Annotated in this window: 10 protein-coding genes and 6 pseudogenes; 8 read left to right on the forward strand and 8 right to left on the reverse strand. The window is 58.6% G+C overall.

Annotated features, from left to right (window positions below):
* Positions 1-464: 464 nt before the first annotated feature.
* Together B5V02_RS21035 and B5V02_RS21040 are read right to left on the reverse strand one after the other, a co-directional pair.
* Positions 465-908, reverse strand: a pseudogene (locus tag B5V02_RS21035) (IS91 family transposase); the annotation flags it as partial.
* 510 nt (positions 909-1418) lie between these two features.
* Positions 1419-1598, reverse strand: a pseudogene (locus tag B5V02_RS21040) (porin); the annotation flags it as partial.
* 278 nt (positions 1599-1876) lie between these two features.
* Between B5V02_RS21040 and B5V02_RS21045 the strand changes: the two are divergent.
* Positions 1877-2290 carry a hypothetical protein gene (locus B5V02_RS21045; protein WP_167458595.1) on the forward strand — a complete coding sequence of 138 codons (414 nt, stop codon included), beginning with the start codon at positions 1877-1879 and terminating at the stop codon, positions 2288-2290.
* Between the two features lie 92 nt (positions 2291-2382).
* Here B5V02_RS21045 and B5V02_RS21050 read toward each other — a convergent pair.
* The 3 genes and pseudogenes from B5V02_RS21050 to B5V02_RS21060 all read right to left on the reverse strand — a co-directional run.
* Positions 2383-2649: pseudogene (locus B5V02_RS21050) on the reverse strand (ABC transporter permease); the annotation flags it as partial.
* Between the two features lie 258 nt (positions 2650-2907).
* Positions 2908-3324, reverse strand: a pseudogene (gene glyA / locus B5V02_RS21055) (serine hydroxymethyltransferase); the annotation flags it as partial.
* A 12-nt stretch (positions 3325-3336) separates the two neighbouring features.
* Positions 3337-3696, reverse strand: a complete 360-nt coding sequence (locus B5V02_RS21060) for a hypothetical protein (RefSeq protein ID WP_146606117.1) — start codon at positions 3694-3696, stop codon at positions 3337-3339.
* A gap of 196 nt (positions 3697-3892) precedes the next feature.
* Here B5V02_RS21060 and B5V02_RS41765 point away from each other — a divergent pair, with 196 nt between their 5' ends.
* From B5V02_RS41765 to B5V02_RS21080, 3 genes are all read left to right on the forward strand, one after another.
* A complete protein-coding gene (locus B5V02_RS41765) occupies positions 3893-4702 on the forward strand; it encodes a phage tail sheath protein (RefSeq protein ID WP_245446075.1) in 810 nt (269 codons plus the stop codon).
* A gap of 55 nt (positions 4703-4757) precedes the next feature.
* Positions 4758-5045 carry a hypothetical protein gene (locus B5V02_RS41770; protein WP_245446081.1) on the forward strand — a complete coding sequence of 96 codons (288 nt, stop codon included), beginning with the start codon at positions 4758-4760 and terminating at the stop codon, positions 5043-5045.
* Positions 5046-6673: 1628 nt separating this feature from the next.
* Complete coding sequence (locus B5V02_RS21080) at positions 6674-6919, forward strand: hypothetical protein (protein WP_111546043.1); 246 nt, start codon at positions 6674-6676, stop codon at positions 6917-6919.
* A gap of 316 nt (positions 6920-7235) precedes the next feature.
* Here B5V02_RS21080 and B5V02_RS21090 read toward each other — a convergent pair whose 3' ends face one another.
* Both B5V02_RS21090 and B5V02_RS42920 read right to left on the reverse strand, forming a co-directional pair.
* Positions 7236-9113 carry a polysaccharide biosynthesis protein gene (locus tag B5V02_RS21090; RefSeq protein ID WP_111546044.1) on the reverse strand — a complete coding sequence of 626 codons (1878 nt, stop codon included), beginning with the start codon at positions 9111-9113 and terminating at the stop codon, positions 7236-7238.
* A 132-nt stretch (positions 9114-9245) separates the two neighbouring features.
* A complete protein-coding gene (locus tag B5V02_RS42920; protein WP_245446077.1) occupies positions 9246-9491 on the reverse strand; it encodes a hypothetical protein in 246 nt (81 codons plus the stop codon).
* Between the two features lie 226 nt (positions 9492-9717).
* Between B5V02_RS42920 and B5V02_RS21100 the strand changes: the two genes are divergently transcribed.
* Both B5V02_RS21100 and B5V02_RS21115 read left to right on the forward strand, forming a co-directional pair.
* On the forward strand, positions 9718-10071 hold the full coding sequence (locus B5V02_RS21100) for a hypothetical protein (protein WP_111546045.1): 354 nt from the start codon (positions 9718-9720) through the stop codon (positions 10069-10071).
* 954 nt (positions 10072-11025) lie between these two features.
* Positions 11026-12210 carry an acyltransferase family protein gene (locus B5V02_RS21115; protein WP_111546047.1) on the forward strand — a complete coding sequence of 395 codons (1185 nt, stop codon included), beginning with the start codon at positions 11026-11028 and terminating at the stop codon, positions 12208-12210.
* 402 nt (positions 12211-12612) lie between these two features.
* Here B5V02_RS21115 and B5V02_RS41780 read toward each other — a convergent pair.
* A pseudogene (locus B5V02_RS41780) lies at positions 12613-12822 on the reverse strand (calcium-binding protein); the annotation flags it as partial.
* A gap of 481 nt (positions 12823-13303) precedes the next feature.
* Here B5V02_RS41780 and B5V02_RS21125 point away from each other — a divergent pair.
* Both B5V02_RS21125 and B5V02_RS21130 read left to right on the forward strand, forming a co-directional pair.
* A complete protein-coding gene (locus B5V02_RS21125; protein WP_111546049.1) occupies positions 13304-16240 on the forward strand; it encodes a beta strand repeat-containing protein in 2937 nt (978 codons plus the stop codon).
* 137 nt (positions 16241-16377) lie between these two features.
* Positions 16378-16669, forward strand: a pseudogene (locus B5V02_RS21130) (type I secretion system permease/ATPase); the annotation flags it as partial.

The following is a 16669-nucleotide window of genomic DNA, read 5'->3' on the forward strand; positions in this document are numbered from 1 at the left end:
GTGCAGCTAAACGTCCGCTTTTGAGATTTGTCACGAAGGTCCGGTTATGTGAAGGGCTTCGGATGCCGGCCCAAGCGAAAGCCTCTCCTTCGGCACGGGGCCGGCGTCGGAAAGCCTCCAGGGAAAGAAACCGCGGGATACCGCTCCGGCGATGATCGGTTTTGTGGGATGCTATGGGGATTTGTTGGCGGCGTCGGTGTTGGGCGGCAATGCAATCGGCGCGCGCGGCGATAGTTGTTCGTTCCGCAGCCGGCAAAACGTTGGTTCTGCCGCTGACGATGGTCGATATGCCGTGGGCGGGCCATGCCACCGGGTGCGCGCAGCATGACTGAGGCGCACGCGCCGGGGGTGATCGGATCGGCGCGGCAGGAACGGCAGCGACCGGGCGCGAACGGTGCGGTGGCGATCATGAGGTGTCGATCCAGATGGTTCCGCGAGACCAGGTGCGGTGTCTCGCCACGGGCGAAGAACTCGAAGGTGGTCATGCGCCCACCGCAGCATCGGCAGCGGGGCGCGTCGGCTGATGGTTCATCTTCGCCCTCGGCTTTGCTGGCTTCTCTTTGCACTTCCGGCTCGCTGATGAGGGCGCGCAGGTTGGCGATGTTGGCGGCGCGCACGGCGCTGGCGAACATGCCGTAGTGGCGGATGCGATGGAAGCCGTCGGGCAGGACGTGGAGCAGGAAGCGCCGGATGAATTCGCCCACCGCCAGGGTCATGGACTTGATGAAGGCCTGGCCGGGCGCCTTGCCCCTGGCGCGATAGTCCTTCCAGCGGAAGGTGACGCCGTTGTCGTCGAGGCTGACGAGCCGGCTGTTTGAGATGGCGACGCGATGGGTGTAGCGGGACAGATAGGCGAGCACCGCCTCGGGCCCGGCGAAGGGGCGCTTAGCATAGACCACCCATTCGGCCTAGATCGCGGCTCGATTCATGATGTATCTTCTCGGCCTGTTCACGCGCGTGATCTTCGCGGGCCGCTTGGCGCGCGAGAGCGCTTGCAAGGCGCAGAAACGCCCTGTCGGGCACCTGGCGCAAGACCCGTTTGTGGGATTTCACCACCATTACGGGTGGCGCTCGCTACGGGTCAAGAATAGCGTGGGCCTCGGAACGTCTAAACTCCTCCGCAAACGCGGAAGGCCATGCCACACAGATTGTAACAGAAAGGTTTGCAACGGGCCCCTCTTCCTTCGACTTTTCCCGACGACCGGAGAGTCATAGAATGAATCCACGTGTAGACAGGCCCAAAGATGTATGTCGCGGGCCAGAACGCTGCGTTCCGCAAACTCCGAAGAAATCTGCGCATATCATTCCGGCAGCAAAGAATGTCCTCTTGTGCAGTTTCAAATTGGCAAAATGCTAAGATGAGACGGCCCGCAGTTTCCACTGTGGGCCGTCTCTGCCAGATCAGTTGGCCTGTTAGTCTAGAACGAGCGCTGTAAGCGGAGGATACCGCCGACGCTGTTCGTCTTGTCGGCGTTGGTCCAGTTGCGGTTGGCATCGGTCAAGCTGCCAAACTTTCCGTCGTGATCGTAGTCAACTTCGCCCGTGACCATGAAGCCGGGAACGATGTCGTAAGCGACGTTCGCCGCAACGCCATAGTCATGCCCAGCACCGTAGGAAATATCGCAGGGTTTGCGAATGTGGGGAAAGGCGGTAGCGCTCTCCTGACTCGCCCCCCGGTGGCGAACGAACGCGCGCTAGATCAAGCTAGGCCACGTCTCAAAATCCCTGACGACGGACATGGAGGATCACGTCAAAAGGCAGATCATGGCGCCGCGGCTCCATGGACAAACCCTGTCCTCGCATTCTACTAAAGCGGTCGCGGGCACGCACCACATGAGTCGGACGCGGGCCGCGGGTTCAGTCCAAAGGGAAGAGCATGCGCATTCGGTCGATGATGATGGGGGCAGCCGCCTTGGTGGCGGTTGGGACGTTCGCTGTGCACGCGCAGGCCGAAGGGTTCGAAAACATCGTGCTGTCCGCAAGCAAGGACGCGAAAGAGACTCAGGTGACATTTGCGCCGGATACGGCCAAGATCTTCCTCTCCGCCGACCTGACCGACGCGGTGGCCTCGGGATCGAAGCTAACCGTGAGCTGGATTTCGGTGGATTCGGGCGGTGTAGCGCCGGCGAACTACAAGATCGACGAGGTCAGCTTCGAAATCGGCAAGATCGAAAACCATGTCGACTCCTCGATGACCAAGCCGGATGCCGGCTGGCCGGTCGGCGCCTATCAGGTGCAGATCGCGGTTGACGGCACGATGAAGGAAGCGGTCGACTTTTCCGTGAAGTGACCGGCGCGCGCAGGTGGCCCTACTCCTCGAGTAGGGCATGATGCCGGCTGCCTGCATTCGGCATTCCCTACAACAGGGAATAGGCCCGCCGCTCAACTCGCCGGGCGAAATGGCTTTGCAAGCGAGGCCGGGAAATGGAGCGCAAGACTCTGGCGGTCTCGAGAGATCAGCACCAGGACGATGATGGTGGCCAGATAAGGAAGGGCTGACAGCAGTTCGGACGGCACTTCAAGTCCGAGCGCTTGTCCCTGAAGCTGGAGGATCGTCATACCGCCGAACAGCCATGCGCCAAGCAGGATGCGTAGCGGGCGCCAGGTGGCGGACACCACCAGCGCCAGTGCGATCCAGCCCTTGCCTGCAAGTTTATCGAGGCTACTCGGGTTCAAGGTGAAAAAAAACGGCAAGCGGCACCATCAGGAGCGCAAACAGATACTGAGGGCGCAAAAGAACGCCTACGCCGCCGCTTCCGGAGGCCTTTTCGCCAGCGGTCAGCTTAGTCCGCGCCTATATTCTGTTGCTGGTGCGTGCCCACGCTGCAAACGAAATCGAACTGCGTTCCGGCTGCGTGGTATGCAAGCGTTTGCTTCCACACCTTGAACCGCCTTCCTTCGGACGGTTCAGCAAGCGTAGATCTGGAATGCCTGGCAAAGCTCTGCGACCGAGTGGCGGGCCGCCTGCTCCTGCTTGGTGCCCCGTTGCGTCCCGGCCGCGTCGAGCACGTCGGCTATGAGCTGTCCCACACGTGCAAACTCCCCTTCCCCAAAGCCGCGTGTCGTTGCCGCCGGCGTGCCCAGCCGGATGCCGGAGGTGACGGCGGGCGGCGCCGGGTCAAAGGGAATGCCGTTCTTGTTGCATGTCAGGCCGGCGCGGCCCAACGCCTCCTCGGCATCCTTACCGGACAGGCTCTTGCTGCGCTGATCGACCAGCAGCAGATGGGTGTCGGTTCCGCCCGAAACGATGTCGAAGCCACGTTCGGCCAGGGTTGCGGCCAATGTTCTGTCATTCGCCACCACCTGCCGGGCGTAGTCCTTGAAGCAGAGCGCCGCCTAGACTTTTGGCTTCGCCTTTCTTACCTCCTCAACGGCGATGTTTAACGCCGTTTCAAAGGCGTGCCTTAAGTCAGCAATCTTGTCTTTCCTTAGCTCAGCGGTCTGTTTTGAAATAGGCGCAAGCTCCCAAATAAGCGCGTTCCCCGTCCCCAGAAGGTGAGCCAGAGCAGCATCCGTGGCCTCCGTCGTTTCCAAAAGATCCCGCGACTTCCCAATGTTCATCTGCAAATGACGCGTGAGCCCTTTTACATTGCCCGCTCCCGCATTGATCGCCTCTCTGCGCAACTTATGCAGATACTCCACTGCTGCTCCGATTGGCATTTGTTCCTCCCTTGCTGTCGAATCGTCACTGATCATCGTACGCCTCATTCTGAAAGATGGCCGCGCGATATCGTGAGCTTGGCGACTTAGGCAAAACCAACTAGCATTGGTGTCTCCCCCGCCGAACTATTGCCATTCGCCTTGACACTGTCAGGGCGGTTGAGCATCGGCCCTAGTAGGGTCTCCACACGTAGGGTCTCCAAAAGCGTCCAACGCCTTCCGGAGAACCTTGATGGCAACAGCCCCTTTCAACTACTGCACTCGCTTCATCCAGGCGGGCAACGAGCCGCGCCCGATCGAGGTCGCGGACGTTTCGACCGTCTCCTGCGTGTTCGCTGCTTCCGGCGCGAGCAACACGATTTTCCCGCTGAATGAACCTGTCGCGTTCTTCACTCATGAGGCCGACAAGATCGCTGCCCTGGGCGCGACAGGCAAAGCTATCGACACTATCAACGCGGTCTGCGCCCAAGGCATCGAGGCGCGCTGCGTTTTCGTCCGCGTGGCAGACTCGACCAGGACCGATCCGGCCGAGAAGGCCACCAAGGAAATGACCAACATCATCGGCTCGGCCGCAAGCATGACGGGCGTTCACGCGCTTTCCTATGCGCGTGGACATGTCGGCATCGAGCCGCATATCATCGGCGGCGCACGGTCGGCCGGCCGCGTCAGCAACGGGAAGAATCCGCTGGCCGACGCGGTCGAGCAGATCTCCGAAAAGCTCAAGGCCTTCTCCATTTTCGACACGGGCGGTCCCAACAGCACCGCCAGCCTCGCCTATCGCGCCAACCTCTCCTCCAGGTTCAGCTATCTGGTCGACCCGCTACTTCGGGTGGTGTCGGGCGCCACGATTGTCGTCAAGCCGGCCGCTCCCTTCGCCGGCGTAATATCAGCGATGCACCTCTATCCGATTGACGGTGCGGTGAACCGCCGCAAGACGGACGCCCAAGCCTGGAAATATGCGCGATGCCCTCTGGTCGATGGTGATCGTCGGCGTGGGCTCCGATGCCGCGCAGGCGCCGGCGCTCAGGCAGTGGACGCGTGACTACTGGACGGGCGTGCATCCTTACAATCTCGCAGGCGCCCACCCCAATTTCATGATGGACGACGAGGGCGAAGCGCGCCTTAAGGCGACATTCTGTGATAACTATCCGCGGCTCGCCGCCCTTAAGCGGAAATACGACCCCGCAGAACCTCTTCCGGGTCAATCACAATATCTCACCGGCGATGTAGCGCGACGATCATCCACGCCTCGGAAACTCCTATTTAGGGCTTATTGGATTTTGAAGGCGCGGTTAACATGGACGTCGTGCGAACGGCGCAAGTGCCCATGTCGTCCGCACCTTGGTTTTCCAGATCGGGACGAGATGCCAGTGGCTCCTGCTTAGGCTTGAGTAAGGATCCCGTAGACTTCCTCTCCGATCGAAATGGACCGCGAGTGCTTGGTCGACTGCGCACAATACGGCGTAACGCTCAATCTGATCGTCGGACAGAGCGCAATCGGGGACTTTGTCTCGCACGGATTGCACTGCTGAAAAGGTTGAAATGATGCGTCCTGGAGCACAGCAACCGACGTACCCCTGCACAGCGTCTATGACGTCGTCAGAAATAAGAAAGTTAAAGTGCCGCGAGTTAGGTGTGGTGGAAGCTACGATCCGGTTTAGCATTTCGCCTTTAGCAAGCCCCAGTCGAGGCTAGCAGGTGGACGGATGTATCGGCAAGGGCCGATCGATAGCATGGGGTCATTGTTCACCGAATTCTAATATACTCGCGTAGGGCCTTCCGATCCCTGGCGAAGCCGTTCGCGCCCCACCCGTATCCCCCACAGTCGCACTTCGCTGCGGTTGATACCTCCATGGCATCGGAGTTCACCGCAACACGATCTCAAATTTCGAGACAGGCAGGTATGGCGGATCGGAAGATGCATTGGCTGCGATTGAGCGCGCCCTGGTCTCGGCCGGCGTCGAGTTCATCCCCGAGAATGGTGGCGGCGCCGGGGTGAGGTTGAGGAAAAGATAAGTCGCGCGTTATATTTTCTGCTGTGCGTTGCGGATCGTAACCATAGGAGTACGATCGACCCAGATGCGGTTGATGGGAGGACATTTGGTATGATTGTAACTGCCGACCAAGAAAACCTCACCAGAGATCAGCAGGTCGCATTGACGAATGCTCGACTTGGCAACTATATGGCGGTAATGGGCATAACATTCGCGGTCTCGATCGCGAACTTGTTTCTGATATTCAGCTTCGCTCAGCTTCAGCAAAACTGGCGCTAGCCTTGTCAGTTTTTAACATATCATGTTTCGGCGCTCTCGCAGGAAGGTCAACTCTCCAGGAGATCAAGGCACTCAACCAAGACTATACCGAGGCGAAACTGGAAACCCACCACGCGAGGTACGCCGCCGAGGTCCCGACAGATTTGTTCGCCGCGCTGACGGTAGGTCTCCTCGTCTTGATGGGCTTTCTACAACTCTGGATGCTGTTTACTGTTTGAGGCGGGCGCAATTGATCGCCATTCGACTTTGCCATCGTGCCCCATCAAGCTGGCCGGTTGACGCGAGTTCATCGCGGCGGGGGTTTGCGACAAGGGCCAGACTGGACAGAATGTCAGAATGACTTAGGCGGCACGTACAGGCAGATCGTACTGTCAGGGCCAAATGGTATTTCACGATGCCGGTTTGCAGTTGCTTTTTGGGCATGGCACCAATGGAAACGCATGTTGTGTGACTGACGCACCCTGCTGTCCGCGTAAGGCAGCAACTCACCAGACGGCACGTTGAAGCCCTTGCTTGTTACCGTACGGAGCAGTGACAGCGGAACGGCTAGAAGACACCACGTCTCCAAACGGTTGTTTTGCCGCGTGTCCATCGTGCAGCCCTCACCTTTGATTCTTGTGATTCTGACACTAACGGCCAGTCGGAGGTAGCCTTTACGCGCGAGGCCGTTCAGAGAACGCGGTCCGTGCTGTATATTAGCAACACCTTGACGAGCACCGCAGCGAGGGCGAGCGCTTCCTATGATCCAGCAGCCGCGACACAAGGGTGACTATGCCGACCGGGAGGTCGACTGCCAGGAAGCGATGGAACCAGGCTTTCAAGCGATCGTCGACTGCATGGTGGATGTCGGCTGGACGCGCGGCGAGGTGATGCGCTCGCTGCGCCGGCTAATCGCTGCTGACAACATCACGCAAAAGGAAAACGCCAGGGTCGAGGCCGAGCTGGCAATCGCCAGGGCAATGCTGCGTGCAGGGAAAACGCTATAGCCGAGCGCCACAAAGCAGATCGGCCACTTCGACGCCCTGCCCGAGATGAGGGATTAGCCTTCCTCCCGAAAATCCTGCAGCGAGGCATGCCGCAAGTCTTCCTCGCCGCGCAGGTGCTTCACACGGCCGATCAGCCCCGGCTTGACCCATTGCGTCCTCGGCCGCTTCATGCCCTTCGGCGGCGGCCCTGCTTCATGGCCTTGCGTCGATTCTCAAAGACGATGCGCCGCCTGCCCTCACCTCTGGCAGGCAACCGGCGCGATGGCGAATGAGGGTCTTCCGATTGTCAGCTTCGCAGGTGGCACCGCGAAGAGGATCAGTGCTTGCCCGAGTCCTCCCCGCTCATCAGCAGGTGAATCTCGCTCCCCGGAATAAACTCCCCGACGGTCGATTTCAGAAGCCGTAGGGCGCCGGGCAAATCTTGGGCGTCGATCCTGCGCTTCATTTCGTCGAAGATGCGCACGATCAGCGCTCCCTCGATCGACCGTGGAGATGCGGCCAGGATCCCCGACGCACCGGTCCCGCTCAAGGTTTCCTTGTTGTCGAAGAGTTCCTCGCAAAGCTTTTCCCCAGGCCGAAGCCCGGTGTAGACTATCTGAATGTCGGTGTCCGGGCGGTGCCCCGAGAGACGGATGAGATTTCGAGCAAGATCCACGATCTTCACCGGCGAGCCCATGTCGAGAACGTAAATTCGGCCGCGCTCCTGCTGCCGCTCGCGGCTATGCGCCGCCGCCTGCAGGACGAGGAGGCAGGCTTCCGAAATTGTCATGAAAAAGCGTTCCATTTCCGGATGGGTAACTGTCACAGGGCCGCCGGCCCTGATCTGCTTCTCGAACAGCGGGACCACGGATCCGGCCGAGCCCAGGACGTTGCCGAACCGAACGGTGACGAAACGTGTGCCGTTGACGGCCAAGTCCAGATCCATCGCTTGGCAGAACATCTCCGCCATCCGCTTGGTCGCGCCCATAACGCTAGAGGGATTCACAGCCTTGTCGGTCGACACCATAATCATCGTGGAGACGTTGGCACGAAGCGCGGCCTCAGCGACATTACGCGTCCCGATCGCGTTGGTGAAAAGGCCTTCAAGCGGCTGAGCCTCAACGATCGGCACATGCTTGAGTGCTGCTGCGTGGAAGAGCACGTCGGGCCTATGGCTGGCAACGATTCTGTTGACGGCGTCCTTTTCGCGCACGTTGCAGAGGGCAGCATGCAACTCGAGGCTCGGGCGGGTGCCAGCGAGTTCAGTCTCGATAGAGTAAAGAAGGTGCTCGCTGGCGTCCACGAGAATGAGGCCGCGTGGGTTCAGGGCCGCAACCTGTCGTGCCAGCTCGGATCCAATCGAACCGCCCGCGCCGGTGATCATGACGGTCCTGCCCTCGATCATCGAGGCGATCTTGAGCGCATCAAGTCTAACGGGCGGCCGATGCAAGAGATCTTCCAACTTGATCGGACGCGGCTCAATTTCAGCATCGATGCTTTGCATGTCGAGAAGGTTCGGGAGCTTCAGGATTTCGACTTTCTGCTGTGCCGCAATCTCAACCAACGCCTCGATGCTGGCGTGCCGTTGATAGTCCTCGCGCGAACGCGTCAGGATGAGCGCCTCGGGTCGGCGCCCCTGGGCCTCAAATCGATTGAGAATCTGCGGCAGTCTTTCCAGCGGACCCAACACTGGAACCCCGCGAATAGAACGTCCGGTCCTGCGACCCCGTTCGTCGATTATCGCAAGGATATTGAATGACGCATTATTTCTCTCCTTAGTGGTCCTCAGGAAGGCGTCGGCGTTGTCGGTGGCTCCAACCAGCAGCACGAACTTGCAGGTGCCGCGATCGAACAAGCGACCGGTGTCGTGGCGATTGCGATAGAGCCGGTACGCGGCACGCGGCCCGGCTAGCAGCACGATCAGGAAGGCCCAGGCGATCAAGATCGAAGAACGGGGAATCGAGCCCAGTCGATCCAGCAGGAATTGGGCCACTGTGAAACTAGCGACGGACGCGCTAGCAGCATAGGTGATTGCTAGGAGATCCGTCAGCGACGCATAACGCCAAATACCACGGTTCAGCCCAAACAAGAAACCGACGCCGCTGACAATGAACCCGAATAGAGCCGCTGCACCAAGGAAATACGTCAGGTTTTGAACGACAATATCGAAATCAAGCCTCAACACGAGCGAAAGCAACATCGCGGCAGCACCCATTATGCCGTCGTGAACCAGCGCCAAGCCCCGCAATACTATCGGACGAGAAACCCTCCAAGACCAAGTCGTATTGTCTCCAGTATAAACACGCTCTCGCCGTTTGCGCTCTGCTGGAGACACTAGTTTAGACCTTTAATAAAGGCGGCGATCATTCGCCGACGTCTTAATTTCCAAACAGCCAAGGCTCGGTCGCTCGGAGTCGCAGTATAGGGCTCTGGCGCTGACATGTGCCAGCAACTTCTGAAAATGGGAATCGTTCACGCGCCGATAGATCTGCGAGCGGTAGCCGTCGAACTTGACCTCGAGAATCCAGTTGTCACCCTCGGGAGGCTTCTCCACCAGGGTCGGCATTAGTGGTGCGACAAACTTCAAACGCATGCACAGACTCGCAAAACGGCGATTCAATTAGCATGCGCTAAAATGGTTCCGGAACTTTTTTCCCGAGCCGGCGGAAAAGGCTGCCCATCTTACGCCGATTCACAGCTACTGCGCGCGTTTGCGGCCGATACAACTTGGGGTACTCTCCTTGGTGGGCCGGGGGAGTGACGTATGCCTTTATATGTCCGACATGTTATTTTAGCCGCATTCCTGGGCCAGTCGCTCCATGCCGGAGCCAGTCAATTCTTTTGTGCCGCCGATCTATCCACGGGGTTCAAACTACTGGCCTCCGACGAATTTCACGGTCAAGGATGACCGGTTCATCATTGCGCCTACAGGCAGCAGTGGCACCCTCTACACAGTGACCAAAATCGGTGAAAACTATCCGACGCAGGAATGCAAGAACGACTTGCCTCCGGGGGGCAAGATTCATCTTGTCTGCGGCGGGCTCGGATCCGGGTTCGTATTCAATGAAGCGACCCTTCGGTTCCAACAGTTCTACGGCTTCGGCTTCATTGTTGGCGATTCTGCCGAAAACACCCCTGCTATCACTATAGGTAAGTGCAGTGCGATCCCGTAAAGCGGACCGCTATGTGGGACTGATATGTGGGATGAGGCCAGAAATCAGCTAATTTTCCAACTAAGTAATTGATTTTATTGGCGTACCCGACAGGATTCGAACCTGTGACCTCTGCCTTCGGAGGGCAACGCTCTGTCGGTTACCTGGCGAGCAGTTAGTGCATGCGAACGCGGCATCTCTCTTGGGAATCACGAGGAGAGCTTCTCATCCCTCCCGGCCGCGCGTATCCGAGGGGGACGTTGCCGCCCACGGGGGCCGACTGTGGGCAGACACGAACGAGCCTAGAGGCGCCGTATTTCAGTTCACCTTGCCCGGTGAAGGCAGGGAACTCACGAATTCTCGTCGCTCGGCTCACCTGACTGGAGAGCTGCACCGTATTAGAAGGTGCTCACTAAACGGCTACGAAGGTAACAAACGACCCCATGCTTCATGGCGCGGGCGTGAGGGCGAATGCCCGAACCTCTGGAAGATGTACGGGCTATTTATGAGGGCGTCGTTGATCTGCAACTATCCGGAATCGAATGCGATTAGGAAGACCCTCAGTTTGCTCAAAAAGGATTGCCCGACATCGACGGAAGCTCTAGCCCGTCGGTACATGACTGACGGATTTCGGCAATTTGACAAGGACGCGGCGAGTAAGGGCCACACTAAGGCTTGTGGTGAGATGTTCACGTTCATGGACTCTGTGGGCGGGCAATAGCCCGAAGCTGACTTAGTGCGGCTTAACTAGACGGTCGACCGATCGTCCAGAAGAAACAAAATCGCTGGACTCCCGAGGCGAAGTTGCCTCATTATTTGCTCGGGGGAAATCAGATGAGAAAACTGTTATTTCTTGCGAGTGCCGCGCTGTATTTGGTCGGCTGCTCAACTAACTCTGCCGCATCCGATAGCGATCTCACGCGGGGTCAGCCGCGAGCGATTGCCTAGCATTTGGCATCATGTAGAGACCGTCGAATGCTGAAACCCGTCAATGTCGATATGCCCAACGGAACGACACACCGTATTTCTGCCCTGGATGGCGTGCGCGGCTACGCGGCTGTCGTGGTCTTGGTCTGGCATGCCATCCTCGGGTGCGACTGGGACGGCCTTACCAAGATCATTTCGACACCTATCCAGGCCGTTCCTCACAACTTGATCTGGAGCAAGTTTTGGATGACCGTATTCAACGGTGAGAGCGCCGTGGTGATCTTCTTTTTGCTTAGCGGGTGCGTTCTGACCCAATCCGCCGCCAAGGAAACCGAGCGGTTTGGTGTGGTCAGGTCGTTCGTTGCCTTTTCCGTACGGCGCGTTCTGCGGGTCTTCCCGGCCGTCATTGTCTGTGTCGTGGCTTGCTCCGCGCTCCTGGGCGTTGAGAAGTACTTCGGTTTGTATCTAGGCGTCCTTGATGTTCGTGCGGTCGTGGGGAACACACTACTTCTCGGCACCCAAATCGTCGGGTCAACATGGACGCTCCAAGTCGAAATGGCCGCCGTCCCTTTTATCCTCGTAGGCGGCTGGGCACTCGCCCGGTACGGATATATCGGACCGCTGCTGTTTCTTTTTTTCAGCCTTGTCGCCTATAAACTGCCTATGCTGGCGCTGAACTACAAGTTGCTGAGTATGTATCTGTTTTATCTGGGAATTGGGGCATTGATCCCGACCGAGTTAGGCGCCTATTCCGGCCGGATCGCCGACCGCATTGGCGCGCCTGTGCTTATTCTCGGTTTTATTTTCGTTCGCATGTTTCTGCCTGCGGCCCTCATTGGGTTATTGCTCCAAGCCTCGTTCGGGTATTTGTTCCTTTGCCTTTTGGTCTATGTGAAACCCACGAAGCTCACCACGTTTTTGAACACGCCGGTCTCTCAGTTTCTGGGCAAGGTGAGCTTCGGTTTCTACCTCTGGAACGTGTTTTTTCTACTGCTCATTTGGGGTGTTCGACCCGTTTACAACCCGCCTATCTTTAAGGATTACGCTATTGAATTCGGCTTGATAATCGGAGCGATATTGGTGCTTCCTTCCTTGGCGATAGCTGCTTTTTCCGAGAGGTATGTCGAGCGCCCGTTCATCGATATGGGAAGAGCGGTTTCTGATCGAATATTCGGTCGCGCCCCGATCGCGTCTCAAACTCAAGTAACTTCCTCAGTGGCGAAGATAGCCTGATAAACAGGGCCGGTCATGAACGCGGCTCAACGTGCTTCCTGCCGGCAGCCGTTCTCAGAGAGGAGTCGATAGCCTGGCTCATGGCCGGCAACGACTTCCTTCATGTGCTCATGGATGCGTCGAACGTTCGGCAGCGCACTCTGCGCAAGTGCTCGGGGTATTCGCGGGCCATCTCGTAGGCAGGAGCAAAGGGCATCGCCCACGTCGCGGGGCATATCCAGCAATCGAGGGAATCGGCGATTTCCGCGTAGTGGGCAGGAAGCTGTACCCCATGCCACCAAGCCGGCATCGCTCCTGTTCGAGCGGAGCTTGCTGGGCGATTGCGGCATCGGAAGCCAGAAGAACCAGAACCGTTGAGATCATCGCGACCTGTCCGTTCCCATGCGTTTTCCCCAGACCCGCCTACATCACGACGAAATCCGCGTTGGTCAGCGCGAGGTTTGCGGCCAGCGTGGCGAAGTGGGTTGAGCCGCCTGCTGCATTGCCGTTGCTGTCATAGTAGAGCCAGCCGGTGTCGGTCTCGTAGATGATGTGATCGGTGCCGTCGCCGGCAAGGCCGGTGGTGTTCTTGACGAACTGGTCGGCCGTCAGCGTGCCGTTGCCGCCAAGCGCGTCCCTCGGCCAGTTCGAGATAGCCGACGCGGGTTGCCGGATAAATGCCGCGTCGGCTATTTCGCGGCGGTCTTTGGGAGCGCCGCCGCTAGAGCTAGCGCTCGCTATCGCTTCGGTGGCGCGGTGGATTGCCTCGACGCGGCCGCGGCCCCGGCCGACAGCGCGGAGGCCTTGATCATCGAAAACGCGCCGTGGCTTTCGTTCCCGCATGAAGTCCAGTCGAAAGTCGCTCGCTCCTGACCGAACGGCTCTGCTGAACTTGCGAATAGAAGTAATGGACTCGCCGCTATAATTAAGATACTGCTAATGTGAGGGACAAGGATGGGGAAGCTACCCAGCGGGCAGCTTCGGAGAGGTTAGGTTTGGGTGACTATCGTTGCCCGAACGAGATATCGCCTTGCCGTGAACGAAAAATTCCGCCCGGCTTCAGGAAACCTCGTAAGTTTAGGTTGGGATAATTAATCTTGGGTGGGAGAACGTCATGGCTGTGGTCAGCGGTGGTACGGTTTTTGGACTGAATTTCGATACGCTGCAGGTGGGAGCACTGCTCGACTACGACTTCGAGGACCCGCAGCCTCTATATGCAAGGTTTTTTGACGACGCGTCGAATTACACCCTCTTTCAGGGCTCTGGATTCACTTATGACGCCGGCGTCCCTACCGGTGGAACCGTCACATCCGTCCGGTATGTGGTGGCTGGCGGCACGGTGCTGCAGATCACGGGCCTGAACGTAGCGGCCACCGACGTTACGAGCTTCGTCCTGAGCAATGACACGATGGGCCTGCTCAATCTTGCGCTGGGTGGCAATGACACGCTGAACGGAACGCCGCTGCACGACGTGCTCTATGGGTTCGGCGGCGCCGACACCATCAATGGCGGGGCCGGCGCCGACACGATGAGCGGTGGCACCGGCAACGACACCTACTGGGTCGATAATGCCGGCGATCTTGTGATCGAGGCCAACGGCCAGGGCAACGATACAGTCAACAGCACGATTTCCTTCAATCTCTCCGGTCAGGAGCTGGAGAACCTGGTGCTGCGTGGTGCGGCTTCGATCAACGGCACCGGCAATTCCATTGCCAACATCATCACCGGCAATTCCGGCAACAACATCATCAACGGGCTCGGCGGTGCCGACACGATGAGCGGCGCTCAAGGCAACGACAGCTACTATGTCGACAACGTCGGCGATCGCGTCAGTGAAAGCTCGGTCGGCGCCAACGGCACCGATACCGTCAATGGCTATATCTCGATCAACCTCAGCGATGGCAACCATTTTACGGGCAATATCGAGAACGTCGCACTGCGGAGCGCGGCTTCGATCAACGCCACCGGCAACAGTCTGGCCAACGCGCTGAACGGCAATTCCGGCATCAACACGCTGATCGGCCTTGGCGGTAATGACACGCTGGACGGCAAGGAAGGTGCCGACACCATGCAGGGCGGCATCGGCAACGACACCTACTATGTCGACAATGCCGGCGACCATGTCATCGAGGTCAACGGCCAGGGCACCGACAATGTGCAGGCCTACGTCTCCTTCAACCTCTCCGGTCAGGAGTTGGAGAACCTGGCGCTGCGCAGCGCGGCCTCCATCAACGGCACCGGCAATTCGATCGCCAATGTGATTACCGGTAACAGTGGCAACAACATCATCAACGGCCTTCTCGGCGCCGATACGATGAGCGGCGCTCAAGGCAACGACACCTATTATGTCGACAGTGCTGGTGATCACGTGATCGAGGCCAGTGGTCAGGGCACTGACACGGTCAACAGCACGATTTCCTTCAATCTCTCCGGCCAGGAACTGGAAAACCTGACGCTGATCGCCGCGGCAAACATCAACGGAACTGGCAATTCCCTCGCCAACGTTCTCAATGGCAACGCTGGCGTCAATACGCTGATCGGCCTTGAAGGCAACGACACACTGGATGGCAAGGGTGGTGCCGACACGATGCAGGGCGATCTCGGCAACGACACCTACTATGTCGACAATGCCGGCGATCATGTGATCGAGCTCAACGGCCAGGGCACCGACAATGTGCAGGCCTATGTCAGTTTCAACCTGTCGGGTCAGGAGCTGGAGAACCTGCAGCTGCGCAGCGCCGCGTCCATCAACGGCACCGGTAACTCGATTGCCAACATCATCAATGGCAACAGTGGCAACAACATCATCGATGGCCTTCTCGGCGCCGATACGATGAGCGGCGCTCAAGGCAACGACACCTACTATGTCGACAATGCCGGCGATCACGTGATCGAGGCCAGTGGTCAGGGCACTGACACGGTCAACAGCGCGGTTTCCTTCAATCTCTCAGGCCAGGAACTGGAAAACCTGACGCTGGCTGGATCGGCGGACATCGACGGCACCGGCAATTCCATTGCCAACATCATCACTGGCAACAATGGTGCAAATACACTTGTGGGCCTCGGCGGCAACGACATCTTCAGAGGAGGCCTCGGTCATGATGTTATGGATGGTGGAGATGGTCTCGACACGGCCGACTACAGCAACCAAATCGCTGCTGTTGCTGTAAGTCTAACCAGGTTCGTTGACGCTCAAGTCACGATCGGCGGGATCGCGGAAGATACTATTCGCAACATCGAGAATGTCACCGGCGGTAGTGGTGGCGACACATTGACCGGCGATAGTCTCGCCAACATTCTCATCGGTGGAGGCGGCATCGATACAATAAGCGGCGGTGACGGGAACGACACGCTCATTGGCGGAGACGGGAATGATATCATCAATGGCAATTCAGGCGACGACAGGCTGATTGGCGGACGTGGAAATGACACGATGAATGGCAATTCCGGCGCTGATACGGTCGACTACAGTACCGACGTCAGCAGCGGCGCCGCACATGGTATCGTCGTCAATCTCTGGGCAGGCGGCTCGCAACTGGGGGTGGCAGCCGATACCGCAACGGATTCGTTTGGGAATACGGATACCGTAACCAATATCCGCAATGTCACCGGTACGCAGTTTGCGGATCAGATATTTGGCGGCGGGCATGACAACATCCTGACTGCCGGCGCGGGCAACGACATCCTCGACGGCCACCTGGGCAACGATACACTGATCGGCGGAACTGGCAGCGACAATTTCGTTTTCCATACGGCGCTCGACGCCTTGACCAATGTCGACCACATCACCGATTTCTCGGTGGTCGAGGACACCATCCAGGTCGACAATGCGATCTTCACAGCGCTTGGCGGCAACGGCACGCTGACGGCCGACCAGTTCGTCAAGAACACCACCGGCCTTGCCGGCGACGGCACCGATCACATCATCTACGAGACCGACACCGGCTGGCTCACCTATGACAGCAACGGCAGCGCGGCAGGTGGCTCCACCCACTTCGCCACGCTTGCCGCAAACCTGGCGATGACGAATGCCGATTTCGTCGTAGTCTGAACGTTAGGCGGGGGCATGTGGCAATTCAGATACAGAACCGGGGCGGCTCCCGGACTGCCCCAACGGGCCTCTCCGCGCCCAGCCGCGCGCTAAGGTCGTGCGCCGCAGCACTGGTTTGCGTTGCCGTTTTCTCGGGAATGATCAATCTGCTTGGTCTGACCGGCTCGCTCTACATGCTTCAGGTCTATGACCGCGTCCTGCCTTCGCATAGCATTCCAACCCTGACAGTGCTCTCGATCGCCATGGCGGGTCTTTATATCGCCTATGGTTTGCTTGACCTCCTGCGGCTCAGGCTCCTTGCACGGATCGGCAGGCGTTTCGACACCAGCCTGCAACCCGCCGTCTTTGCTCTCTCGGTCTCGCTCCCTCTCAGGTCCGGCCAGGAAGGCACACGGCTTCAGCCGATCGGCGATCTCGACCAGATACGCA

Origin of the sequence: Mesorhizobium kowhaii (genome assembly GCF_003253745.1) — a bacterium.
Classification (GTDB): Bacteria; Pseudomonadota; Alphaproteobacteria; order Rhizobiales; family Rhizobiaceae; genus Mesorhizobium; species Mesorhizobium kowhaii.

What these genes read in the sequence shown, in the direction of transcription:
- B5V02_RS21045 (WP_167458595.1), top strand. Translation starts at nt 1,877, where the DNA reads ATGCGCATTCGGTCGATGATGATGGGGGCAGCCGCCTTGGTGGCGGTT.
- B5V02_RS21060 (WP_146606117.1), bottom strand. Translation starts at nt 3,696, where the DNA reads ATGATCAGTGACGATTCGACAGCAAGGGAGGAACAAATGCCAATCGGA.
- B5V02_RS41765 (WP_245446075.1), top strand. Translation starts at nt 3,893, where the DNA reads ATGGCAACAGCCCCTTTCAACTACTGCACTCGCTTCATCCAGGCGGGC.
- B5V02_RS41770 (WP_245446081.1), top strand. Translation starts at nt 4,758, where the DNA reads ATGGACGACGAGGGCGAAGCGCGCCTTAAGGCGACATTCTGTGATAAC.
- B5V02_RS21080 (WP_111546043.1), top strand. Translation starts at nt 6,674, where the DNA reads ATGATCCAGCAGCCGCGACACAAGGGTGACTATGCCGACCGGGAGGTC.
- B5V02_RS21090 (WP_111546044.1), bottom strand. Translation starts at nt 9,113, where the DNA reads ATGGGTGCTGCCGCGATGTTGCTTTCGCTCGTGTTGAGGCTTGATTTC.
- B5V02_RS42920 (WP_245446077.1), bottom strand. Translation starts at nt 9,491, where the DNA reads ATGCGTTTGAAGTTTGTCGCACCACTAATGCCGACCCTGGTGGAGAAG.
- B5V02_RS21100 (WP_111546045.1), top strand. Translation starts at nt 9,718, where the DNA reads ATGCCGGAGCCAGTCAATTCTTTTGTGCCGCCGATCTATCCACGGGGT.
- B5V02_RS21115 (WP_111546047.1), top strand. Translation starts at nt 11,026, where the DNA reads ATGCTGAAACCCGTCAATGTCGATATGCCCAACGGAACGACACACCGT.
- B5V02_RS21125 (WP_111546049.1), top strand. Translation starts at nt 13,304, where the DNA reads ATGGCTGTGGTCAGCGGTGGTACGGTTTTTGGACTGAATTTCGATACG.